At 73.1% G+C, this 22,781-nt stretch carries 16 protein-coding genes; 10 read left to right on the top strand and 6 right to left on the bottom strand.

Going from position 1 to position 22,781, the window contains the following annotated elements; genetic code table 11:
- Positions 1–129 precede the first annotated feature (129 nt).
- On the top strand, positions 130–798 hold the full coding sequence (locus CLV70_RS19645; RefSeq protein ID WP_106127994.1) for a hypothetical protein: 669 nt from the start codon (positions 130–132) through the stop codon (positions 796–798).
- A gap of 583 nt (positions 799–1,381) precedes the next feature.
- Here CLV70_RS19645 and CLV70_RS19640 read toward each other — a convergent pair.
- Positions 1,382–1,864 (bottom strand): hypothetical protein, encoded by a 483-nt coding sequence (locus CLV70_RS19640; protein WP_146164100.1) that lies wholly within the window; start codon positions 1,862–1,864, stop codon positions 1,382–1,384.
- 101 nt (positions 1,865–1,965) lie between these two features.
- Positions 1,966–2,877, bottom strand: coding sequence for an SDR family oxidoreductase (locus CLV70_RS19635; protein ID WP_106127992.1), 912 nt, complete (start codon positions 2,875–2,877; stop codon positions 1,966–1,968).
- Positions 2,878–2,961: 84 nt separating this feature from the next.
- On the opposite strand from CLV70_RS19635, the gene CLV70_RS19630 reads away from it, so the two are divergent.
- On the top strand, positions 2,962–3,633 hold the full coding sequence (locus CLV70_RS19630; RefSeq protein WP_106127991.1) for a TetR/AcrR family transcriptional regulator: 672 nt from the start codon (positions 2,962–2,964) through the stop codon (positions 3,631–3,633).
- Between the two features lie 37 nt (positions 3,634–3,670).
- Positions 3,671–7,975, top strand: a complete 4,305-nt coding sequence (locus CLV70_RS41750; protein WP_146164099.1) for an AAA domain-containing protein — start codon at positions 3,671–3,673, stop codon at positions 7,973–7,975.
- A 22-nt stretch (positions 7,976–7,997) separates the two neighbouring features.
- Here the strand turns inward: CLV70_RS41750 and CLV70_RS19620 are convergent, their stop codons facing one another.
- Positions 7,998–9,596: a restriction endonuclease gene (locus CLV70_RS19620; protein ID WP_106127990.1), complete on the bottom strand. Its 1,599-nt coding sequence runs from the start codon at positions 9,594–9,596 to the stop codon at positions 7,998–8,000.
- A gap of 376 nt (positions 9,597–9,972) precedes the next feature.
- Between CLV70_RS19620 and CLV70_RS19615 the strand changes: the two genes are divergently transcribed.
- From CLV70_RS19615 to CLV70_RS19605, 3 genes are all read left to right on the top strand, one after another.
- Complete coding sequence (locus CLV70_RS19615) at positions 9,973–11,733, top strand: EAL domain-containing protein (RefSeq protein ID WP_106127989.1); 1,761 nt, start codon at positions 9,973–9,975, stop codon at positions 11,731–11,733.
- Between the two features lie 559 nt (positions 11,734–12,292).
- Entirely contained in the window at positions 12,293–12,682 is a 390-nt protein-coding gene (locus tag CLV70_RS19610; protein ID WP_106127988.1) for a cupin domain-containing protein, read from the top strand.
- 624 nt (positions 12,683–13,306) lie between these two features.
- The gene (locus tag CLV70_RS19605; RefSeq protein ID WP_106127987.1) at positions 13,307–13,768 is read left to right on the top strand and encodes a MarR family winged helix-turn-helix transcriptional regulator; all 462 of its coding nucleotides are present in this window, start codon (positions 13,307–13,309) and stop codon (positions 13,766–13,768) included.
- Between the two features lie 217 nt (positions 13,769–13,985).
- Here the strand turns inward: CLV70_RS19605 and CLV70_RS41745 are convergent, their stop codons facing one another.
- A complete protein-coding gene (locus tag CLV70_RS41745) occupies positions 13,986–16,418 on the bottom strand; it encodes a TPM domain-containing protein (protein WP_281260476.1) in 2,433 nt (810 codons plus the stop codon).
- 64 nt (positions 16,419–16,482) lie between these two features.
- Here CLV70_RS41745 and CLV70_RS19595 point away from each other — a divergent pair, with 64 nt between their 5' ends.
- The gene (locus tag CLV70_RS19595; RefSeq protein WP_106127985.1) at positions 16,483–17,568 is read left to right on the top strand and encodes an S-(hydroxymethyl)mycothiol dehydrogenase; all 1,086 of its coding nucleotides are present in this window, start codon (positions 16,483–16,485) and stop codon (positions 17,566–17,568) included.
- Positions 17,568–18,167, top strand: a complete 600-nt coding sequence (locus tag CLV70_RS19590) for an MBL fold metallo-hydrolase (protein ID WP_106127984.1) — start codon at positions 17,568–17,570, stop codon at positions 18,165–18,167. Before CLV70_RS19595 ends, CLV70_RS19590 begins: the two co-directional genes overlap by 1 nt.
- On the opposite strand, the gene CLV70_RS19585 is transcribed toward CLV70_RS19590, so the two are convergent.
- Positions 18,164–19,510 carry an MGH1-like glycoside hydrolase domain-containing protein gene (locus CLV70_RS19585; protein ID WP_106128217.1) on the bottom strand — a complete coding sequence of 449 codons (1,347 nt, stop codon included), beginning with the start codon at positions 19,508–19,510 and terminating at the stop codon, positions 18,164–18,166. The genes CLV70_RS19590 and CLV70_RS19585 overlap by 4 nt on opposite strands.
- A gap of 120 nt (positions 19,511–19,630) precedes the next feature.
- Entirely contained in the window at positions 19,631–20,701 is a 1,071-nt protein-coding gene (locus CLV70_RS19580) for a DNA polymerase ligase N-terminal domain-containing protein (RefSeq protein WP_106127983.1), read from the bottom strand.
- Positions 20,702–20,775: 74 nt separating this feature from the next.
- Here CLV70_RS19580 and CLV70_RS19575 point away from each other — a divergent pair, with 74 nt between their 5' ends.
- Positions 20,776–21,441, top strand: coding sequence for a helix-turn-helix transcriptional regulator (locus CLV70_RS19575; RefSeq protein ID WP_106127982.1), 666 nt, complete (start codon positions 20,776–20,778; stop codon positions 21,439–21,441).
- A 157-nt stretch (positions 21,442–21,598) separates the two neighbouring features.
- Positions 21,599–22,708, top strand: a complete 1,110-nt coding sequence (locus tag CLV70_RS19570) for an FAD-dependent monooxygenase (protein ID WP_106127981.1) — start codon at positions 21,599–21,601, stop codon at positions 22,706–22,708.
- The last annotated feature ends 73 nt before the right edge of the window (positions 22,709–22,781 follow it).

Here is a 22,781-nt window from a genome sequence, read left to right as displayed (position 1 = left end):
GAGCCTCCTGCCGGGTTTTATTGACGAACGTTTCTGAGATCTCGGACGAACCCTCTTCCTGTCGATCTCCGGAGATGAAACTCTTCTAGCCAGACGTAGCGCCAGCGACACGGACGGTGGTGGTACCGAATGCGTCCAGACGTTCTGGTCGGTCCTAGCGAGTGGGTGGTCGAACAGTTCGGTGACAAGGTCGCCGCCGAGCTCTGGACCCGGGTTCCCGAGGCCTTGAGCACGGCGATCGACCGTGAGGTCAGCGGACACCCCTCGACGACGCAGACCGCGGAACGAGTCCTCGCCAACCCGCGTTGGCCCCTGCCGTACGAGGAACTGGTGCTCTTCCTGGGCACCCTCCCCGGCGCCGAGATCATCAGTGTCCCCAAATCGGTCTATCAGCTCGTTGTCATCAACGGGCACGTCGTCGTCCCCTGGTGCTACGGCCAGTCGGCGCGCGACTCCATGCGGGACGCGCCGGTCGGCCGCTCGTTCGGCCGCCTCGCCCGCGAACTCCTCGGCCGCTTCGGTCCACCCTGGCGTCGCTCCCAGGCCGAGTTCCCACTCCCGCTCGACGCCGTCGACGAGCGCGAGGTCGCCAAGATCTGCGCGGCGATCGCCCGCATCGAGCCCACCCCGGAAGTGGTGATCGCCGGCTTCGCGGGCGCCCCGAACCTCGGCCTGCTGCGCGCCTGCCTGGGCGAGATCAAGTCCACCGACAACGGCTCGCTCAACTGGAGCCACATCGACGACCTTCCCCTGCCCCCACCGGTGATCCCGCGCCCGCGCCGCATGCAGTTCCCCTGACCCGACCACCCCGCCACCCGTCGCCCGCCCGGACCCGGTCCAGGCGGGCGACGGCTGTGCGCGGCCCACTCCAGCCGGCCGGCGTTTGTGGATGGCTCGCGCCGGCCGGGCGGCGTTTGTGGATGGCTCGCTCCGGCCGGGCGGCGTTTGTGGATGGCTCGCGCCGGCCGGGCGGCGTTTGTGGATGGCTCGCGCCGGCCGGGCGGCGTTTGTGGATGGCTCGCTCCGGCCGGGCGGCGTTTGTGGATGGCTCGCTCCGGCCGGCCGACGTTTGTGGGAGGCTCGCTCCGGCCGGGCAGCGGTTGTGGGAGCCCCGCTTCGGCCCGAGCCCGTGGGATGGTCGCCGCAGGGAAGCCGGGATCGGCCGGGCGGGCCAGGCGCCCGATCGGCCATGCGCCCGATCGGCCGGGCGCGCGATCGGCCGGATGCCCGCCCGATCGGCCGGATGCCCGCCCGATCGGCCGGATGCCCGCCCGATCGGCCGGATGCCCGCCCGCCCGATCGGTCGCCCGGCCGCGGCACAACACGGCGAGGATGGCTTACCGCGAGCGCGGGAACCCCCCCAGGCCGGCCCGGAGCGGCCTCACGCGGTCGGGCCGCAGCCCTCCGGAATGGCCACCGTGCCCGTTGACGGGGTCTGGGACGTCTGACCGGTCGCGGTGAAGTAGAACCACACGTTGAGCGTCGCCGATCGCAGGCCCGTCGACCACGGGATCACGCTGTGTCCCTTGCGCATGAGGTTCGTCCAGCCGGCGGAGGAGCTCAGGATGTAGACGCCGGGCCGGGTGATGGCGCCGCTGGTGCTGGTCGGGTTGAGGCCGACGACCTCCCAGCGGACGATCGTGCCGGTGGTGAACTCGTTGGTGCCGACGAGCCAGTCGACGGTCCATTCCTGACGGTCAGGGTTGCAGGTCGCGGTGCCGACGACCTCTTCGAGAAGGATGGGACCGTCGTCGGGGTCGTCGGCGGCGGCGGCCGGGGTGGCGATCACCGCGGCGCCTGCCAGGGCGGCGAGGGAGCCGGCGAGCGCGGCCATCAGCCGGCGCACGGGGGTGGAAGACAGCACGTCTGCTCCTGAGGGTAGGCGGGTGGGTCCACTGTGGAGATCGATCACAGTGACTATATGGATAGTGGCACCCTCCCTCAATGCGCCGGGCGGGCGAGGGCTCACACCGCGGTCGGCACGCTGACTCCGGTCAGGCGTTCCGCCTCGGCCCACAGCCGGGCGCGGGCCTCGCCGTCCAGAGCCCGCCGCGGCACCCGCGCCGCCGCTGCCGGGCCGGTCAGGCCGAGGGGGCCGCCGGGGCCGTAGTGGCCGCCGGCGACCGCGTCGGGGCTGGTCGCGGCGTACAGGAGGGGTTCCGCGCCCTGTGAGACCGGCTGGGACGGCAGGAGGCGCCAGATGATCCGGCGGGGCAGAGAGGCCCGGTCCCGGCCGAGGGCGGGGCCGGTCGTCGTCAGGTTGGTGCGGGTGTAGCCGGCGTCCGAGGACGTGCTGAGCAGGGGCCAGCCGTGGCGTCGTGCCAGGTCGGCGAGGTGCAGGGTGAGCATCAGGTCGGCCAGTTTGGACTGGCCGTACGCGCCCTGGGGCGAGTAGCCGCGTTCCCATTGGAGGTCGTCCCAGCGGATCCGGGCGAAGTGGGCCGCGCCGCTGCTCATGGTGGCCACGCGGGGGTTGTCCGCGGCGAGCAGGCGGGGCAGGAGCCGTACGGTCAACGCGAAATGGCCGAGGAAGTTGGTGCCGAACTGCAGCTCGAAGCCGTCGGCGGTGGTGTGCCGGGCCGGCGGTGTCATGACGCCGGCGTTGTTGAGCAGGAGGTCGACCGGCTCGGTGAGGCCCTCGGCGAACTCGCGGACGGAGGCGAGGTCGCCCAGGTCGAGGCGGCGAACCTCGACGGCGGCCCGGGGGTGGGCGTCGAGGATCTCGGCGCGGGCCCGGTCGCCCTTGGCGGGCGTGCGGACGGCGAGCACGACGTGGGCCCCGGCGGCGGCGAGGCGGGCGGCTGCCTCCCGGCCGGTCCCGCTGTTGGCGCCGGTGACCACGGCGAGTCTGCCGGTCTGATCGGGTACGTCGTACATTGCCCACTCCTAAGAGACTGCCGGTCTGTTATTTCGGAAGTTAACAGACTGACGGTCTCTTAACAAGGTCGGTAGCATCGTGCCGTGGTCACCTTCCAGCGCGCCCGCAGCGACGAGCAGCGTGGCCAGCGCCGGCGGGTGATCCTGGACACGGCCGCGGCGATGCTCGCCGAGATGCCCGTGGTCGAGCTCAGCCTCAACGAGCTCAGCCGGCGGGTCGGCCTGGCCAAGTCGAACGTGCTGCGCTACTTCGAATCGCGCGAGGCCGTCCTGCTGGAGCTGATGGAGGAGCAGACCCGCGCCTGGGTCACCGGCCTGGAGCAGAGCCTCGCCGTCGACGCGGCCGCCGATCCCTATCGACGGGCGCACCGGATCGCCACGCAGCTCGCGGCCTCGCTGGAGGCGTACCCGGTGCTCTGCGATCTTGCCGGCACCCAGGCCGCCGTCCTCGAACGCAACGTCTCCCCGGCCATGATCGTGCGCTCGAAGCGCGCGACGGCGCGGGACGCCGCCCGGCTGGCCCGTCTCGTCCGGCGCCACCTGCCCGAGCTGGGCGAGGACGACGCGCTGCGGTTCACGGCCACCGCGGCAATGGTGGCCGGTCCGGTCTGGAACCACACGCACCCGTCGCCGGCGGTGATGGCCGCGCTCGACGCGGAGCCGTCCCTCGCCGGCCTGCGGGCCGACTTCACCACTCGGTTCGGGGAACTGCTGGAGCTGCTGCTCAGGGGGCTGCTCGCCACCGCGTCCCGCTGACGGCGACCGGCGGCGCACATCGGATAACCTGCGAAGAATGCCCGAGCCTGAGTCGCCCACCGTCATCCGGGACCGGGCCGTCTCCGTCGCCGACTACCTGCTCGCCGTGCGCGCGCAGATGGAACGCCCGGCGCGCACCGTGCCCGCGGAGGCCTACTGGCTCGACACCCTGCCCGCCCACCCCGCCTGCCGGCACGGCCCGGCCGCCGACGGCACGACCTGGCTGCGGGTCGGCCTGCCGGAGCTGCCCGGGCCGCCGCCGGTGCCCGCCGAGCTGCGCCGCCGGCTCAACGAGGTCACCCCCGCCGACGAGCCGCGGCTCGACGACGAGGACGACGGCTTCGCCGCCTGGCGGGAGGAGGTCTGGCGGCCGTGGTCGCTGCTGAGCCGCAGCGCCGAGCAGACCCGTACCCTGCATCGTCGGCTCTTCGATCTCATGCACCAGATCGACATGACGGCGGCCACCACCGAGCTCGTGTGGGGCCACGGCATCCTGGAGACCGTCGTGGACGGGCAGCGGGTGCGGTATCCGCTGGTCGCGACGCCGGTGATCATCGAGTACGAGCCCGACCGGTCGCTCATCACGGTCTCCCCGCAGGGGCCGTCGCGGCTACAGACCGACGCGCTGACCGGGCTCGACGAGCGCTACCTGGGGCAGCTGCTCGCCCTGGCCGGGCCCGCCGGGACGATCGAGGCCGACCTGTGGAACGACCTCGAGCGGCGCGAACTGTTCGAGCGGGCGCTGGGCCGGCTGGGCTACGACCGGGTCGTCACCGGCCCCGGCGACGTCGTGGCCGGGCCGCACATCGCCGACACCGGCGTCCTGTTCGCGCGCCCCCGGCAGCGGCTGCTGCGCGGCTTCCTGGAGAGCCTGCGGGACCGGCTGCTCGCGGGCGACACCGCGAGCATCGGCGCGCTCGCCGCGATCGTCGCGCACGAGCCGAGCCGGCTGCGCATGCCCGACGACCGGCCGGAGGAATGGCACCGGGTGGGGGAGCGGCTGCTCATGCCGCTGCCCACGAACGAGGCGCAGGAGTCGATCGCGCGCCGGCTCGCCCACCACCGCAACGTCGCCGTGCAGGGCCCGCCCGGCACCGGCAAGACGCACACGATCCGCAACCTGATCTGCCATCTCATGGCGAACGGCAAGCGGGTGCTGGTCGTCGCGCAGAAGGAGGACCCGCTGCGGGTGCTCCGCGACGGGCTGCCCGAGGAGGTGCGGGCGCTGTGCCTGGCGGTGCTCGGGCGTACGACGGACCAGCTGGTGCAGTTGCAGCTCGCCGCCCGGGAGCTGTCCGACCGGGCCGCCACCCTGGACAAGGGCGCCGAGGCGAACCGGGTCGCGCGGCTCACCGAGCGGCTGGAGGAGGCGGAACGGGAGCTGGCCCGGGTGCTGGGCGGTCTGCGCGCGATCGCGGAGAGCGAGTCGGCCACGTACAGCATCGACGACGTCGCCCTCTCACCCGGGGACGTGGGCGCCTGGCTGCGGGAACGGGCCGCGACGCACGGCGGCATCCCGGACGCCGTCGATCCGTACGATGCGCCGCCGCTGAGCGCCGACGAGTTCGCCGCGCTGCTCGATCTGGCCGCGGGCCTGGCGCCGGCGGACCGGGCGGCGGCGCTGCGCGACCTGCCCGACGTCGCCGTCCTGCCGGACGCCGCGCAGGCGAAACAGGACCGGGCCGACCGGGCGTCGGCCGCGGAGCGGGTGTCACGCTTGGCGTCGGCCGGCGTCGACCCTGATTCCGTACGGGCACACGGCTCAGAAGCCCTGGCTGACCTGATCGACAAGTTGAGGGACGCCGTCGCGTGGCTGCACCGGCGCGAGGGCACGTGGACGGACCGGCTGGGCCGCCTGCTCGCCGACCCGCACTGGGCCACGGTGTGGACCGACCACGTCGCCGCCACCGAGGAACTGCAACACTCCCTCGCCGGCCTGACCCGCCGCCTCGCCGGGCACCGGGTCGCCGTGCCCCCGCCGCTCGCCGCCGAGCCCCGGCGTCTGGCCGCCACGCTCGACGAGGTGGCCGAGCGCTTCGCGGCCGGCAAGGGGCTCAACCGGCTGCTCCACGCCACGCTGTGGAAGGTCGCCGACGAGGTACGCGTCGACGGCGAGCCACTGCGCACGGCCGACGACGTGGCGATCGCCGCCGCCTGGGTACGCCGCACGCAGGCGCAACGCCGGCTGGGCGAGCACTGGTCGGAGTGGATCCAGCGCCTGGGCATCCCGCCGCGCGAGGGCGATCCGGAGGTGTGGGCGGGCGGGCTGCTCGCCGAGGCGGCGCAGTCGCTGGGGTGGGACGCCCGGCAGTGGCCCGAGTTGTCCGGCCGGCTCGCTCTGCTCGTACCCCAGGAAGAGCTTGCCCTCGACGCCGCCCGGCTGGCGGAGATCTCGGCGCTGCTCGACGACGGCCCGGTGGTCTTCGAGCTCGACCGGCTGGACGCCGCCGACCGGGCGATCGCCGATCACCTGGCCCGGTGGCCGCGGATGGCGGAGGCGTGGCGCACGCTCGACGGCTGGGACGACGCGCTCGCGGAGGCGCACCGGCTGCTCGCCCTGCGCCCGGACGTGGCGCGCTACCTGGAGCTGCACGGACGCCTGGTCGCGGTCGCCCCCGAGTGGGCCGGCCAGGTCGCGGCGGGCGTGGTGCCCGCCGTCTCCGGCGCCGCGTGCCTCCAGGCCTGGCAGTGGCGGCAGGCGCAGACGTGGTTCGACCAGGTGGTCGGCAGTGTCGACCCGGCGGTGCTCAACCGCCGCGCCGAGCAGGGCCGGGACAGGATCCGCAGGCTCACCGGTGAGCTGGTCGTGGCGTCGGCGTGGCTCGAGGTCGCCCGCGCGCTCGACGACCGCCGCCGCGCCGCCCTCGCCGACTGGACCACCGCCCTGCGCAAGATCGGCAAGGGCACCGGACGCAGCGCCGCCGCCTGGCAGGCGCACGCCCAGCGGGCCATGGAGTCCGCGGTGGAGGCCGTGCCGGTCTGGGTCATGTCGGTGGACCGGGCGATCGAGCAGTTCGCCGGCGGCGCCCGCTTCGACGTGGTCATCGTGGACGAGGCGTCCCAGGCCGACCTCTTCGCGCTGCCGGTGCTGTCGCTCGCCGAGCGGGCCGTCGTGGTCGGCGACGACCAGCAGATCGGGCCGCAGCTCGGCTTCGTCGGGTCGGTCGGCGGCCTGATCCACAGCCACCTCGACGACATACCGTCCGCCGAGCACTTCGACCCGGAGTCGTCGCTGTACGACCACGCGGTGCGGCGCTCGCCGGAGCGGATCCTGCTCACCGAGCACTTCCGGTGCGTACCGCAGATCATCGAGTTCTCGTCGCGGCACTACTACGACGGCAAGATCCAGCCGCTGCGCGCCGACCGCCCGGCCCTCGATCCGGTCCGGGCGGTCTTCGTCGCGGACGGCGTCCGGCAGCCGCTGGCGGCCTTCGGAGACGTCAACCTCGCCGAGGCGGACGCGCTGGTCGAACGGGTCGCGGCGATCGTGGCGGACCGGGCGTACCGGGGGAGGACGCTCGGCGTGATCAGCCTGCTGAGCAGCAGCGGACAGGCGTCGTACCTGCTGTCGCGGCTGCGCGAGACCATCGGCGAGGACGAGATGGAGGCGCGCCGGCTACGGGTCGGTGACGCGTACACGTTCCAGGGCGACGAACGCGACGTGGTGCTGGTCTCGATGGTCGTCTCCGACAACGACGGCCGGGTGGCGGCCTTCACCAAGCGCGAATACCACCGCCGGATCAACGTCGCCGCGTCCCGCGCCCGGGACCAACTGTGGATCTTCCATTCCGTACGCCCGTCCTCGCTGCACGCCGACGACGCCCGGGCGCTGCTGCTGAACTACGCGCTGAACCTCACCGCCTTCGGCTCGCAGACGGACGCGGAACTGCTCTGCGAGAGCGACTTCGAACGCGAGGTCCTGCGCCGGCTGGTCGCCCGCGGCTACCGCCCGACACCCCAGTTCCGCATCGGCGGCTACCGCATCGACTTCGTCCTCAACGCGCCGGACGGCCGGCGGCTGGCCATCGAGTGCGACGGGGACGCGTACCACGGCCCGGAGCAGTGGGAGAGCGACATGCGCCGGCAGGCGGTGCTCGAACGGGTGGGCAACTGCGTCTTCGTCCGCATCCGGGGCAGCATCTTCGCCCGCGAACCGGAGGCGGCCCTGCGCCCCCTCTGGCAGCGCATCGAGGAGCTGAACATCACCCCGTTCGTCCCCGAGCCCGCCGTCCCTCAGCCCGCGGTCCCTCAGCCCGCGGTCCCTCAGCCCGCGGTCCCTCAGCCCGCGGTCCCTCAGCCCGCGGCGCCTTCAGCCGAGGCGCCGCGGGCGGAGGGCGGCTGAGGCGCCGCGGGCCGGTGGGTCGCTAGACCGTGGCCGCCCGGTCGGCGGGTTCGATGCGGGCCTTGACGCCGGAGTGCTCCGCCAGCAGGTTCAGCAGCGCCGGGCCGTCGAGCAGCTCGAGGGGCCGGCCCGCGACCGCCTCGTGGGCCTCGGGGTCGAAGCCGTCCGTCGCCACCAGGATGCCCTTCGTGGCGCCCGCCTCGGCGACCGCGGCGGCCAGGGCTCCGGCGGTGGCGGCGTCGACCGGGCGGCCCCGTACGGCGTGGATCACGACCTGGCCGCCGAAGATCGGCCGGGGATCGGTGGCCACGCAGCGGCCGTCGGCGATCGGGCCCACCGACAGGCCCATGTTGGCGAACAGGTCGGCGACCGTCTGCTCCCACTCGGCGTCCGCCATGGTCGTCAGGTTGGGGCGCTGGTCGATGTCCGCCAGCACGTTGAACTCCTGGGTGAAGTCGCGATCCGCCTCGCGGTCGAACTCGAGCACCGGGCGTACCCCGTCGAGCTGGTCCGGATTGTCGGAGAGGCCGGCCTGCAGGTGCTTGAGACAGGCGACCGGATCGACCCGGCGCAGCTTGATCGCGGCGAACGTCGCCCGGTCGGTACGCAGCGAGACCAGGCACGGACGGACGAATTGGCCGGTACGCCGGTCGATGGTGTCGACGATGCCGTTGAACAGCACCTCGGCGACCAGGCCGCCCCGGTCCGCCTCGATGATCTCGTGCACCGTCCGCAGCGCCACCATGGAGATGATCTCCGTGTAGCGGCGGCGGACCTCGTCCTGGTCGCGCGGCACCGCCACCAGATCGTCCCGGACCCGGTCGTAGCGGTATTCCTTGACCACCGGGATCACCTCGACCGGCGGCAGGTGATACTCGATCAGCAGATGCTGCTTCTTCGGCAGGTACGCGAGCCGGAAGTGCTGAGGGAAGTCGTCCGGGTACACGGAGTTGCCGAGCACCATGGCGAAGTATTCGACCACGGAGGCCGGGTCCGCGCTGGCCACGGCGGCGGCGAACCGGTCCACCTCCGCGTTGTACGCCAGCAGCTTCGCCTCGTACCGCCGGCGGTTCTCCTCGTACTGGCGGCGGCGCGCCTCGAGCTGGCGGGTCCGGCGGGTCTCGTTCTCCGCCCAGCGCGCCTTGGCCTCCTCGAACGCCCGCTGGGCCTGGGCGAGCTGCTGCTGGTGGAGGCGTTCACCGCCGAGGATCTTGCCGACGCCGCGCGGCTCCGGCGGCGCGTAGCTCGGCCAGGACGGCTCGGGCGCCGGCCGGCCCAGCGGACCCGGGTCGAACGGCGGCGCGGCGATCGGCTTCTTGAACCGGTCGAGGTCGATGTGGTCGTCCACGTCCAGCGTGGACAGCAGCAGGGAATCGAGGTCGGACAGCCGGGCGCGGAGGTCCGCGTTCGCCACCGCGGCATCGGCGCTGCGGGCCTCCGCGTACAGCCGGCGATGCTCGCGTTGACGTTCCGCGTCGGCGGCGGCCTGCTGCGCCGCGGCGATCGCCAGGTCGGCGTTGCGCCGGATCAGCTGGCGTTGCTGCGTGGCCGCCGTACGCGCCCGTTGCTCGGCGGCCGCCTGCGTCGCGTGCGCCCGCTGCATGTCTCGAATGATCCCCATGCGTGGTCCTCGCTCACGTGTCCGAAGGGCCACCATATCCACCGTCTCGCGATCTCGTTACGGCGAGCACCGCCCCGGACGCGGTGGGTGCATAGTGAGCATGGTCACTGGGTAGGTGTCGCACATGGTTCCACAGTCAGCACACGCAGTGACTGTCCGTCATGGATAGGGGGACTTTGTGCTGCTCGACCGCCGTGTCCAGGGCGTCGGCCGATCGGCTAAATTCACGCTCTGATCGGCCGAAGAGCCCCTGATCGTTGTTTTGTTGGGCGAGCTGCGAAAACATTGACGCGGCCGCCCCCTGTTACACAGAGCGGTGACGGGTCGTAATAGGTCAGGGGCATCGTTCATTCGGGAGGGGAGGTGGCGGCGGCGCATGACGGCACCAGACGAGCGTTTCCCGCGTCCGCGCGCCCTCCGCGACCGGCTCTCCCGCCGACCCCGGCTCAGCCCCAACGCGGCACCCACCCAGCCGCACCTGCCCGAGTCGCGCGCGGCCGTGGATGACGAGGCGTGGTTCACGTACACGGCCGACGGCGACCGGATCGTCTGGTCCGAGGCCCTCGCCGCGCTGCTCGGCCGGCCGCCCAGGGACCACGAGCTCAGCCGGCAGCTCCTCGCCCGGCACGTGCACCGCGACGACCACGCCAAGGCGCTCGGTTCGATCACCCGCGCCTGGACGGCGCGCGAGCCGGTGCGGACCACCGTACGGCTGATGCGCGCCGACGGCGGATGGTTCGACGTGGACTGCCGCCTGGAGCCGATCAACGCCCCGGACGGCACCGTGAGTGGCATCCGCGGCGCGTTGCGTGACGTCTCCGCCCGGGAGCGCGCCCGCCGCGAGGTGGCCCGCCTCACCCGCCGCGGCGAGACCGTCCAGGCCTCCATCGTCGACCCCGACCCCGCGACCGGACTCCTCACCCGCGCCCGCTTCGCCGACGAGATCGACCGCACCCAGCGCTCCGGCGGGGGCGCGCTCCTGATCGTCCGCGTCGAACCCGACCGGGCCGACGGCATGCGCTTCGACCTGAACGCTGATCTGCTGCACCGGGCCGCGCGCGTACTCGAAGGCCTCGTCCGCCCGGACGACCTCCTCGGCCGCGTCGGCCCGAACGAGATCGGGGTGCTGCTGCCCGGCGCCTCCTGGGTCATGGCCCGCCGCCAGGCCGACCTCTTCGTCGAGGCGCTCCGCAGCCAGCCGTTCGTCCTGCCCGACGCCTGGGTCCACGCCCGCGCCTGGGGCGGCCTCGTCCGCTTCCGCCCGCACGGCGACGCCGGAAGCCACGACCTGCTCATCGACGCCGAGCACGCCTGGCGCCAGGCCCGCGAGGCGGACCGCCCGCTGACCCTGGTCGCCGACCCGGTGCCGGCCAAGGACCGCCAGGGCTCCTACCGCAACCGCGTCGCCGACGCCCTCGGCACCGACCGGTTCACCCTGTTCGCCCAGCCCATCCTGGAGCTCCAGACCAACCTGGTGCCCCGCCACGAGCTGCTCCTGCGCGTCCTCGACGAGCACGGCGAACCGCAGTCGCCCGCCCACGTCCTCGACACGGCGGAACGCCTCGACGCGGTCTACGACATCGACCTCTGGGTGGTCGAGCGGGCGATGGAGGTCGCGGCGTCGCTGCCCGCGCACTCCTTCCAGATCAACCTCTCCGGGCGTACGGTCGGCGACCCGCGCCTGACCGCGGAGGTCGAGGCCCTGATCGAACGGTACGCGGTGAACCCGGAGCAACTCACCTTCGAGATCACCGAAACGGCGCTGATCGGCAACCTCTCCGAGGCCCGCAACTTCGCCGACCGCATCCGCGACCTGGGCTGCCAACTCGCCCTCGACGACTTCGGCTCGGGCTACGCCTCGTTCCGCTACCTCCGCCTGTTCCCCATAGACCTCGTGAAGATCGACGGCGAGTACGTCCGCAACCTGGTCAACAGCCCGCAGGACCAGGTGCTGGTCAGGGCCCTGGTCCAGGTCTGCCAGGCGTACGGCATCCACACGGTGGCCGAGTTCGTCCAGGACGAGGCGACAATGCGGATGCTGCGCGAGTTCGGGGTCGACTTCGTGCAGGGCTACCTGATCGGCCGGCCGGGGCCGCTCTCGAACCTCGGCCCGGCACCCCGCCTCCGCCGCTCCTGACAGCGGCCTCCCGCCGCCGCCCCACCCCGCGCACTCCCACCACCGTCCGTCGTCTGGCGCCGGTCACCCCTCACCGGTCACCCCTCGCCGGTCACCCACCGCGCGTTGGCCACCGCGCGTTGGCCACCGCGCGTTGGCCACCGCGCGCTTCCACCGCGCGCTTCCACCGCGCGCTTCCACTGCGCGCTCCACTGCGCGCTTCCACTGCGCGCTCCACTGCGCGCTTCCACTGCGCGCTCCACTGCGCGCTCCACTGCGCGCTCCACCGCGCGTTGCCCACTGCGCGTCTTCCACCGCGCGTTGCCCACCGTGCGTCTCCCACCGCCATCTCCCACCGCGTCACCCACGTCCGTCGCCCGTCGTTTGTCCGTCGCCTGGCGCCTTTCACTCGCTGGCGGCAGCGTTGGGTGCCGTTGCCCGTCGCCTTCCTGGCGCTGCGGCCGGCCCGGCCGGCGTGCGGTCCCTGCCGTTCTGTTGCGTCTTGACCGCGGCTTTCGTCCCGTTTCGGCGGGCTGAAGCGGGAGGATTGCGGACCGCAGGATCCGGGTATCGGGCCTGCATGGAGCACTACACGATCGCCACGATTGCCGAGAAGAGCCCGGACTTCCGCCGTGTGCTGTGGACGGGCAAACACACCCAGCTTGTGATCATGACGATCCCGCCGGGCGGCGAGATCGGTGAGGAGGTCCACGAGGTGGACCAGATCCTGACGTTCGTGAGCGGTACGGGTGAGGCCAAGGTCAGCGGCCAGACCCGCAAGGTCAACCAGGGCGACCTGGTGGTGGTGCCGGCCGGCCACAAGCACAACTTCACCAACGAGGGCCCGAACCCCCTGGTCCTGTACACCGTCTACGGCCCGCCCGAGCACGCCGAGGGTGCAGTCCACAAGACGAAGGAAGAGGCGGACGCGCTGGAAGAGGCCGGCAAGGACGAGCCCCCGCAGTCCTGAGCCCGGAACAGCCGCATCCCGCCGTGCCGCCCCGTGGGGAGCAACTTCCCCAAGGGCGTCCGGCGCGGCGTGCGACTTCCGAAGGGCCGGCCACGCTCGTAGGCGGTGGCGGCGGGCCCGAGGAGCGTCAGGCCGAGAGGTGCGAGTTCCGGAAGACCGTCCGGCGCGGTGTGTGACTTTCCCCCCGAACGACACAGCGCCGGGATCGGCCGAGGCCCCCCAGCCAGCCGATCCCGGCGCCGTGCCGGGGTGGAAAGTCCGGCTCGAACATTACCCTTGAGCGTTCAAGGAAGTCGATCGCGCTTGCCCGTTTGTTGGGCTTCTGTTCCCCAACGTATGCCGTGCCGTCGCAGCTCAACGGCCTTGTTTCCGTATTCGTCGAAGTCGTTGCCGGCAGTGGACCCCGGGCCGCCACCACGCCCGCGCGGCGACGACCGACCGCTCCGGACGTTCCGAATCGGACAGTTCCGCGGGCGGCTTTCGGCGTACGCGAGTGTTGGTTCTCGGGGGTTTGTCGCCGGGCCGGAGCAGGCAGCGGGTGCGAACCGGGGTTCGGCCGCCGGGCCGCGACGATCAAGCCACCCGGTCGATGGTCGCTTCCGGGCAGGTCATTAACCTGCTGCCATGGACGAGCCGCGGTGGTTGACGGACGAGCAGCAGCAGGCGTGGCGCAAGTTCGTCGAGGTCCTCGTGAAGGTCCCGGCCGCCCTCGAGGGCCAGCTCCAACGGGACTCGGGCGTGACCCACATGGGCTACCTGGTGCTGTCCACCCTCTCGGAGCGCGAGGACCGCCGCCTCCCGATGAGCCGCCTCGCCAAGAAGGCCAGCGCGTCCCTCTCCCGCCTCTCCCACGTGGTCGCCCGCCTGGAGGCCCAGGGCTGGGTACGCCGCGAACGTGACCCGGAGGACGGCCGGGTCCAGATCGCGGTCCTGACGGACGAGGGCTACAACAAGATCGTCGAAACGGCCCCGGGCCACGCGGACGCCGTCCAGGAACTCGTCTTCGACCGTCTCACCCCGACCCAGATCCGCCAGCTCACCAAGGTCTGCGAATCCCTCCTGGAAACCCCGCCCGACTCCCATTGACCCCGTCCGCGCGGGCGGGGTCAATGGGAGTCGGGCGTCGCGGGATGCTGCTCGCGCGCGCGACGGGATGCTGCTCGCGCGGGCGTGGGTGTCGCGGGATGCAGCTCGCCCGAGCGCGGGCGTCGCGGGAGGTCGCCCGCACGAGCGCGGGCACTCGGTGGGGAAACGCGGGCATTCGGTAGGGCGACCGGCGCGGAGGTCGGTCAGCGGAGGTCGGTCAGAAGCGGCCGCCGCCGCCCCGGCGACCGCCGCCTGCTCCGCCGCCGCCCGTGCGGCGTCCGCGGCTGGCGCTTCCGCCGAAGCCGCCGCCCGACCAGCCGCCGCCCCGGCCGCCGGAGTGGCCGTGGGACCGGCTGCCGCCGGAGAGGATGCCGCCGAGCACGGCGCCCGCGAAGGCTCCTGCGTCGAAGCCACCGGCCCCGCCCCGGCCGTAGCCGCCCGAGCCGTAGTCACCGGGACCGTAGCCGCCCGAGCCGTAGCCACCGGGACCGTAGCTGCCCGAGCCGTCGCTGCCGTAGGCCGCCCAGCCCTGCACGTCGGAGTGGGCGGCGCTGCTCGCGGCCCCGGCCTGGCGCTGGGCCTGCTGGGCCTCGGCGAGCGCGGTGATCGGGTCGGACTCCGCGAGGCTTTCGGCCAGCGCCAGGTGGCGGAAGGCCTCGGAAAGGGACGCCCGCGCGCCGGTGCCCACGGCGCCGCGACGGGTGGTGATGAAGTCGGAGGCCGTGGCGACCTCGGCCCTGGCTACCGGTAGGGCCTGGGTGAGCTGGGCGCGAGCCCGCGCGAGTCGCTGCGCCGCGTCCTGGGCCTCGGCGAGGGCGCGGTCGAGGATGGCGTCGGCGGCCTGGAGGGCGGCGACGGCCACGACCGGGTCCGGCTGCTCGGCGGCCAGGTGGCCGCGCACCTCGGCGACCGTGCGCTCGGCGCCGGCAACCGCCTCAGCGAGCCCGGGCGGAGCAGCCATCCCGCCACCAGCCATCCCGCCACCGGTCGGGCCGCCGCTGGCCGGGCCGCCGCCGGCTGGGCTGCCGCTGGCCATCCCGCCACCGGCTGCGGTGCCGCTCCCGTTCCCGCTGGTGCTGGTGCTGGTGCTGGTGCTGGTGCTGGACAGCGTCGCGCGGCCGGTGGCGATCTCCGACTCGAGCTCGGTGATCAGCGCGTCGGCGGCCGATCGCGCCGCCTCGAGGTCGGTCGCGGCGCGGTGAATCGCGGCCACCAACTGCTCGGCCTGCTGAACGGCCTGCTCCGCCGCCCGCACCGCCAAAGCCGCCTCGGCCCGCCCACCGGAAACCCCGCCCGAGGCGGGCCCGGCGTGTTGGGCAGGGCCCGCGTCCGGGGTGGCGGCCGCATCGGGGGTACCACCCGCCCCCAAGGCCGCGCCCGCGCCCGAGCCTGCGCCCGAGCCTGCGCCCGAGCCTGCGCCCGCGCCCGCGCCCGAGCCTGCGCCCGAGCCCGAGCCCGCGCCCGCGCCTGCACCCGCGCCTGCACCCGAGCCCGAGCGCGCGCCCGCCCCCGAGGCAGGTCCGGCCGCGCTGTCGGGAGTTGGTGGGGTGGTCAGTGCCGCTCGCGCCCGTGCGATTGCCGAAGTTGTGAACTGGAGTCTCTCTCGGGCCTGGTCCACGTTTCCCGACACCGCCGTTACCGTCTGGCCTGACCAGCGCCGGCTCAGTTCGGTCGCCGTGGTGGTGGCCGCGGGCAGGGCCGCCTCCAGCGCAGCGAGGCGGGTTTCCAGCTCGGCGGCCACCTGCGGCGCGCGGGTTTCGAGGTCGCGGAGGCGGTCGAAGGCCTCCGATTCCGCGTCCAGGCGGTCGTCGGCCGCGCGGCAGCGGGCGATGATCTCGGTGAGGGTGCGGCGGCGGGTCTCCTCGTCGGGGGCGGGGTTCTCGTCGAGGCTCATGCGCAGGCGGAAGGCCTCGGCCACGTCCTGGCGGGAGGCCTCCAGCGCCGCGCGGAAGCGGGCCGTCTCGGGGTCGCCGTACTGGGCTGTGGCCAGGTCGAGTTCGCTCTGGCTGGCGCGCAGGTCGTCGTCGAGCTCCAGCAGGAGCGCGTTGGCCTGGGCGGTCAGGTCGGCCGTGGGCGGGCCGGCCCCGAGCACGGGCGGGGCCTGGGCGCGCCGCCTGCGGCGGAGGAAGACCCAGAGCAGGGCGCCGGCGATGATCGCCGTGAGGAGGATCAGGACCCAGGCGTACGAGGAGGAGCCGCCGGCCGCCTGCTCGTAGCCGGTGGCCGCCGCGATCACCGCGCCGGACCAGTCGCCTCGGGCGAGGGCCGGTTCGATGTCCTCGGCCGCGACCTGTTCCAGCTCGTCGTCGGTGATGCGGGCGTAGGGTGGGAAGGAATACGCGTACGTCCGGTCGTCGGTCGCCACCGCGAGCAGCGCGTCGCGGTCGCCGAGGTCGCTGAGCTGGGCCGTCTGGTCCGTCCACTGCTGGGCCGCGGTGTCGTCGAAGGAGTCGACGAGCACGACGAAGAGCTGGATCCCGGTCTCGCGCTGGAGCGAGGCGAGCGCGCGGTCGATCTCGGCGCGCCCGCCGAGCGCCCCGGCGTCGTCGGTCACCTGGGTCGCCAGCCGGCCGGGCGGGTCGGCGCGCGCGGGGGCCGGGATCAGCACGAGGGCCAGGATCAGCAGGAGTACGCGGCGCGCGAAGGTCACCCGGACACCGTAGATGCTCGGTCCGACACTTCGCGCCCACCGCACGGGGTGGCAAGGTGGTCGCATGAGCCAGCGAGTCAACGGAGTCATCGCCCGGGCGAAGGGCGCACCCGTCGAGGTCACCACGATCGTCGTGCCGGATCCCGGCCCCGGCGAGGCCGTCGTCAAGATCCAGGCGTGCGGCGTGTGCCATACCGACCTGCACTACCGCGAAGGCGGCATCAACGACGATTTTCCCTTCCTGCTCGGCCACGAGGCCGCGGGGGTCGTGGAGTCGGTCGGTGCCGGGGTCACCGACGTCGCCCCGGGCGATTTCGTCGTGCTGAACTGGCGCGCCGTCTGCGGTGACTGCCGGGCCTGCCGCAGGGGCAAGCCGTGGTACTGCTTCAACACGCACAACGCGAAGCAGAAGATGACGCTGGAGGACGGCACCGAGCTGTCGCCCGCCCTGGGCATCGGCGCGTTCCTGGAGAAGACGCTGGTGCACGCCGGTCAGTGCACCAAGGTCGATCCGGCCGCCCGGCCCGCCGCCGTCGGCCTGCTGGGCTGCGGCGTGATGGCCGGCATCGGCGCGGCGATCAACACCGGCGGGGTGACCCGCGGCGACTCGGTGGCGGTCATCGGCTGCGGCGGCGTGGGCGACGGCGCCGTGGTGGGTGCGGCGCTCGCCGGGGCCACCACGATCATCGCGATCGACACCGACGACCGGAAGCTCGAGTGGGCGCGCAAGTTCGGTGCCACCCACACGATCAACGCGAAGGGCGCCGACGTGGTCGCCGCCGTACAGGAGCTGACCGGCGGGAACGGCGCCGACGTGGTCGTGGAGGCGGTCGGCCGGCCCGAGACGTACAAGCAGGCGTTCTATGCCCGTGACCTGGCCGGCACGGTGGTCCTGGTGGGGGTGCCGACCCCGGAGATGACCATCGAGCTGCCGCTGCTGGACGTCTTCGGCCGCGGCGGGGCGCTCAAGAGCAGCTGGTACGGCGACTGCCTGCCCACCCGCGACTTCCCGATGCTCACCGAGCTGTACCTCCAGGGCCGGCTCGACCTGGACGCCTTCGTGAGCGAGGAGATCCGCCTGGACCAGGTGGAGGAGGCGTTCGCCAAGATGCACACCGGCGGCGTGCTGCGCTCGGTGGTGATCTTCTGATGGGCGTACGCGTCGGTCACACGGTCACCAGCGGCACCTTCTCGCTCGACGGGGAGACGTTCGACGTCGACAACAACGTGTGGGTGGTCGGCGACGACTCGGAATGCGTGGTCATCGACGCACCTCATTCCGTACGGTCGATCCTGGAGGTGGTGGACGGCCGTGACGTGGTCGCGATCGTCCTCACGCACGCGCATGATGATCATGTGCGGGTCGCCCCCGAGCTGGCCGCGGAGACCGGGGCGCCGCTGCTGCTGCACCCGGCCGAGGACGTGCTCTGGAAGCTGACGCACCCGGGCGTGCCGATGCCGGCGCCGCTGAGCGACGGCCAGGAGATCGCGGTGGCCGGGACGACCCTGCGGGTGCTGCACACGCCCGGTCACAGTCCCGGCGCCGTCTGCCTCTACGCCCCCGAGCTGGGCTGCGTCTTCACCGGCGACACCCTCTTCCAGGGCGGTCCCGGCGCGACCGGGCGTTCGTACAGTGACCGGCCCACGATCGAGCAGTCGATCCGCGGCCGGCTGCTGTCCCTGCCGCCGGAGACGATCGTGCACACGGGCCACGGACCGGACACGACCATCGGCGCGGAGAAATTCTAGGCGGCTTTCGCGTACGCCGGCACGGAACGATCCGCGAGCAGGTCGAGGGAGAGGGCGGCGGTCCAGCTGAACATCGGGGCGCCGATGCCCGCACCGGTCTCCGGGTGGAAGTACTCGTAATGCCCGGAGTCGTGGACGAGTCGCACCATGGCTTCTCGCAGGTCCTCGGCCTCGCCGCGGTATCCGTGCACCAGCATGCCCCGGCGCAGCAGCCAGTTGACGTTGATCCAGATCGGGCCGCGCCAGTAGCGCAACGTGTCGAAGCCGGGCGCGGTCCGGTCGTAGCTGGGCACCGGCAGCCCGGTCGTGCCCGGCAGGCCGAAACGCGGTGACGCCGCCTCGGCCATGATCGCCTCCGCCTGCTCGCGCGGCAGGTCGGGCAGCAGCAACGGCATCAGGCCGCTGACGCATCGGGCCGGGCTGAGGGTTCCCGTACGCACGTCGCGCGAGCGGAAGGTCGCGGTGCGCTCGTCGTACAGATGGGTGGAGATGGCTTCGGTGATCCGCCGCGCGCGCCGGCGGTGGATCATCGGGTCGGCGCCGACCACCGCGGCGATGTGCACGAGGGCCAGCTCGGCGGCGGCCAGGATGGCGTTGAAGGACGGGCACTCCACCAGGAACGCGTGCCGGTGCGCCAGCCCCGCGTCCTCGTAGCCGCCGTCCCGGTAGTTGATCACCAGGCCGAGGTAGCGCGCGTAGTCCACGTCGGTGGGGCGGTGGGCGGCGTCCGCGACCTGGAGGTCGCGGCGCCGGTAGCGGTCGAGCAGGCCGAGGTCGGCCGGTACGCCGGACATCGCGGCATCCCAGGACGGGCTGTTGTCGAGGCCGGACTCCCACGGGTGCACGATGCTCGCGAGGCCGCGCCCGCCGGTGTCGCGCCGCCCGGTGAGGTATTCCTGCTGGGCGACGAGCCGGGGATAGAGCCATTTGAGCTGCTCGCCGGCCTCGTGGGCGCAGCGGGCGCCGTGCGAGGCCGCCCGCCGGTACACCTCCCAGGCGGCGATGGCGTGCATCGGCGGCTGGACCAGCCCGGTGCTGCCGCGGGCCGGACGGTTGCCGTACGCGGGAACGTCCCAGAACGCCGGCCCGGGGAAGTAGTCGCCCTCGGCGGTGAGGGGGTCGAAGACGATGTGCGGAACCCGGCCGTCCGGCCACTGCGCCTCGAACAGGCTGCGCAGGTCGCGCCAGGCCCGGGTGGGGTTCACGTACGCCAGCCCGATGGCGATGAACGCGGCGTCCCAGCTCCACTGGTGGGGGTAGAGCCGGCGGGACGGCACCATGTGGTCGTGGGCCCAGTTGCCGTCGAGCACGGAAGCGGCGGACTTCCAGAGATCAGCAGACATGTCCGTGTGCATCCGTAGACCTTTCCGCCGGGGCCCTGGCAAAACCCTCTTGATCGGATGATGCCGCCTCCGCTGAAGGAATATTGCCTCGCGGATACCGGCGCGCGATCATCCGGACGGTCAGCTCGCGCCGACGGTGAGCCAGAGGCGGCTGCGGCGCCCCGGAAGGTACGGCGAGTCGAGGCGCTTCGCCACCACGCCGGACAGCCCCTGCGCCGCCGCGGTCTCCAGCGCGAACTCGCCGCCGCCGGGGAAGTAGGGCGGCGTCTGCCAGTTGTCGCCGGCCAGGTTGAGGCCGTCGAGCAGCTCGCGGCGTTCGGCGTAGCGGACGAGCTCCAGTGTGGAGTGCCCTTCCAGCCACAACAGGTCGTAGATCAGGTACTGCACCGGCGTGCGTTCCGCCGCGCGCCGGGCGGCGGCGGAGTCCCGCGGGGCCTTGCGGCGCTCCAGCGACTGCGGCGACACCGCCGGGCCGTCGAACGCCACGATCTCACCGTCGAGTACGGCCTCCAGCGGCGCGAGCGCCTCCCCGAGCGGGCGGATCTCCGGATACCAGGAGGTCACGTCGGTTCCCGTGGCGTCGGTGAGGCGCACCCGGCCGCCCGACACGTACGCGAGGGTGCGGCGGCCGGCCCAGCTCAGCTCGTACCCCCAGTCCTTGTCGTCGGGCGGCAGGCCGGCGGCCCGGGCAGCGAGCATGGGTTCGACGGCCTCGGGCATGCTCTCCCAGCCGGGTTCCGGCGGGTCCATCCGCCGGACCATCCAGTCCTGCCCGCCGGTCCGGAAGAAGACGTAGCGGCCGGACGTGCGGTCACCGTGGAACGTGACACCTATCTCATCGTCGCGCCACTTGTCCGCCTCGTAGGTGCCGTGGTCGTGGATGGTCATGTGCCCGCCGCCGTATTCGCCGGCCGGGATCTCCCCGGCGAAGCCGAGGTATTCCAGCGGGTGGTCCTCGGTGTGTTTGGCCAGGTGGTTCCGGGCGCGGTCGCGGGGGAGACCGCGCGGCACTGCGAACGACACGAGCACGCCGTCCCGTTCGAGCCGGACGTCCCAGTGCAGGCTGCGGGCGTGGTGCTGCTGGATGACGAACCTGTTCCCGCCGGTCGGCCGGGGGCGGGTGCGGGGCACGGGCTCCGGGGTACGGCGGGCGTCGCGCTTGCGCCGGTACTCGTCCAGGCGGTCGGTCATGTCCCGATTCTCTGCCCGAACTACACCGTTGTCATTCACGGATAAGTGTCGTACCCCCGTGCCAGGGTCGACCCATGTACGCCGAACGGGCATCGAGACTGCCGCATGTGATCGCCTGGCGCAGCACCGTGCCGCCGGGCTCGCCGGCGAGCCGCATCCTGCCCGACGGCTGCCTCGACGTGATCTGGCAGGACGGTCGCGTCTACGTCGCCGGTCCGGACACGACCGCGCAGGTGGTCTCGGCGCCGGCCGGCAGCAGGTTGTTCGCGCTGCGCTTCGCGGACGGGGCCGGTCCGGGCGTGCTGGGCGTTCCCGCCGACGAGCTGACCGACCGCCGGGTCCCGCTCGACGACCTGCTCCCCTCCGCCGTCGTGCGGGAGCTGGGGGAGGCCGAGGATCCCGCCGCGGCCCTGGAGGAGTTCGCGCGGCGACGATGGCGGACCCCGGAGCGGGCGATGGTCGCGGTCGCGGCGGGGACGCGGGCCGGTGCGCCGGTCGGCGCGATCGCCGATGCGTGCGGCCTCAGCCCGCGGCACCTGCAACGACGATGCCGGGCCGCTTTCGGGTACGGGCCCAAGACGCTCGCGCGCATCGTCCGGATGCAGACGGCCGTCGGACTCGCCCGGCGTGGCCGCCCCTTCGCCGACGTCTCCGTGGCGGCCGGCTATGCCGATCAGGCGCACCTCTCCCGAGAGGTGAAAGCCCTGGCCGGAGTGCCCCTCGGCGAGCTGCTCCGATGACCCGGCCGCCGCGGCGGCCTCGCTCGCCGCCCGCACATCGGACTGTCCGTATTGAACAAATCGGACAGGACGGTGATCGCGGGTTTCCTGGTTCGGTGGCGCCGGGTAGTGTCTTGGCTCCGACGCGTATCGAATACCCCTCGGAGGCGTTGCTGCGATGACCTTGCGCATCCTCGTCGTGGGCGCCGGCATCAGCGGCCTCGCGGCGGCCCGAGGGCTGCGGATCGCGGGCTTCCGGCCCGACGTGGTGGAGGAGCTCCCCGCCAGCATGGCGCCCGGCGCCGGCATCTACCTGCCCGGGAACGCCTCGCGCGCGCTGCGCCTGCTCGGCCTCGACGCGCCCCTGCGCCCGCTCGGCGACCTCATCTTCCGGCAGGTCTTCCAGGACAGTGCCGGTCACGAGCTGTTCGAGCTGGACGTCGCCGGGCTCTGGGCCGGGGTGGGGGAGTCGCGCGCGCTGTCCCGGGCCGATCTCCAGCAGGTGCTGCTCACCGGCGTCGGCGGCGCGGTCCGCTACGACACCGCCGTGCGCGACCTCGACCTCATCGACGGCGCCGCCAAGGTCGAGTTCGGCGACGGCAGCGTCGCGGAGTACGACCTCGTCGTCGGCGCGGACGGCCGGCGCTCCATGATCCGGCAGAAGGCCGGCCTGGGCGGCCCCGCGGTGCCGACCGGGCAGATCGTCTACCGCAGCGTGGTCGGCGGAGGGCCCGCGCTCAGCGACTGGACGGCCCTGCTCGGGCACCGGTCCCAGTTCGTCGCCATGCCGATGGGCGGCCGGCGGCTCTATATCTACGCCGACGAGACCGCCGCGCCCGACACCCCCGGCCCCGCCGACCCTGTCGTGCGCCTCCGTGAGCTGTTCGCCGACTTCGGCGGCTGCGTGCCGGCGATCCTCGACGCCGTCGAGAAGGTGCAGGTGGCGCGCACGGACGAGGTGGCGATCGACCGCTGGTCCGCCGGGCCGGTGCTGCTCGTCGGCGACGCCGCGCACGCCACCGCCCCCAGCCTGGCCCAGGGCGCCGCGATGGCCATGGAGGACGCCGTCGTGCTCGGCGAGGTGCTCAAGGGCGCCGGCGGGGATGTGGGGGCGGCGCTGCGGGCGTACGAACAGCGCCGCAGGCACCGGTGTCACCAGGTCCGGGAGCGGACCCACGAGCGGGACCGGACCCGGGACGTGCCGCCGGAGGAGCGCGACGCGCTGCTGCGCAAGGGCGGCCAGCAGATCTTCGCCGATCACTACCGAGCGCTGGTCGAGCCGTTCTGAGACCTGGGTGGTCTTTGGTCACCCCGCGCCCGCCGGGGGTCGGCCGGGGACTATTCTGCCTGCGAGGTACGCC

This window comes from Pseudosporangium ferrugineum, from assembly GCF_003002065.1.
GTDB lineage: Bacteria > Actinomycetota > Actinomycetes > Mycobacteriales > Micromonosporaceae > Actinoplanes > Actinoplanes ferrugineus_A.
Note: the sequence above shows the minus strand (reverse complement) of the source record. Positions and strands in the feature narration are given on the sequence as shown.

What these genes read in the sequence shown, in the direction of transcription:
- CLV70_RS19605 (WP_106127987.1), top strand. Translation starts at nt 13,307, where the DNA reads ATGGACGAGCCGCGGTGGTTGACGGACGAGCAGCAGCAGGCGTGGCGC.
- CLV70_RS19635 (WP_106127992.1), bottom strand. Translation starts at nt 2,877, where the DNA reads ATGTACGACGTACCCGATCAGACCGGCAGACTCGCCGTGGTCACCGGC.
- CLV70_RS41750 (WP_146164099.1), top strand. Translation starts at nt 3,671, where the DNA reads ATGCCCGAGCCTGAGTCGCCCACCGTCATCCGGGACCGGGCCGTCTCC.
- CLV70_RS19610 (WP_106127988.1), top strand. Translation starts at nt 12,293, where the DNA reads ATGGAGCACTACACGATCGCCACGATTGCCGAGAAGAGCCCGGACTTC.
- CLV70_RS19590 (WP_106127984.1), top strand. Translation starts at nt 17,568, where the DNA reads ATGGGCGTACGCGTCGGTCACACGGTCACCAGCGGCACCTTCTCGCTC.
- CLV70_RS19595 (WP_106127985.1), top strand. Translation starts at nt 16,483, where the DNA reads ATGAGCCAGCGAGTCAACGGAGTCATCGCCCGGGCGAAGGGCGCACCC.
- CLV70_RS19620 (WP_106127990.1), bottom strand. Translation starts at nt 9,596, where the DNA reads ATGGGGATCATTCGAGACATGCAGCGGGCGCACGCGACGCAGGCGGCC.
- CLV70_RS19570 (WP_106127981.1), top strand. Translation starts at nt 21,599, where the DNA reads ATGACCTTGCGCATCCTCGTCGTGGGCGCCGGCATCAGCGGCCTCGCG.
- CLV70_RS19585 (WP_106128217.1), bottom strand. Translation starts at nt 19,510, where the DNA reads ATGTCTGCTGATCTCTGGAAGTCCGCCGCTTCCGTGCTCGACGGCAAC.
- CLV70_RS19615 (WP_106127989.1), top strand. Translation starts at nt 9,973, where the DNA reads ATGACGGCACCAGACGAGCGTTTCCCGCGTCCGCGCGCCCTCCGCGAC.
- CLV70_RS19580 (WP_106127983.1), bottom strand. Translation starts at nt 20,701, where the DNA reads ATGACCGACCGCCTGGACGAGTACCGGCGCAAGCGCGACGCCCGCCGT.
- CLV70_RS19575 (WP_106127982.1), top strand. Translation starts at nt 20,776, where the DNA reads ATGTACGCCGAACGGGCATCGAGACTGCCGCATGTGATCGCCTGGCGC.
- CLV70_RS19645 (WP_106127994.1), top strand. Translation starts at nt 130, where the DNA reads ATGCGTCCAGACGTTCTGGTCGGTCCTAGCGAGTGGGTGGTCGAACAG.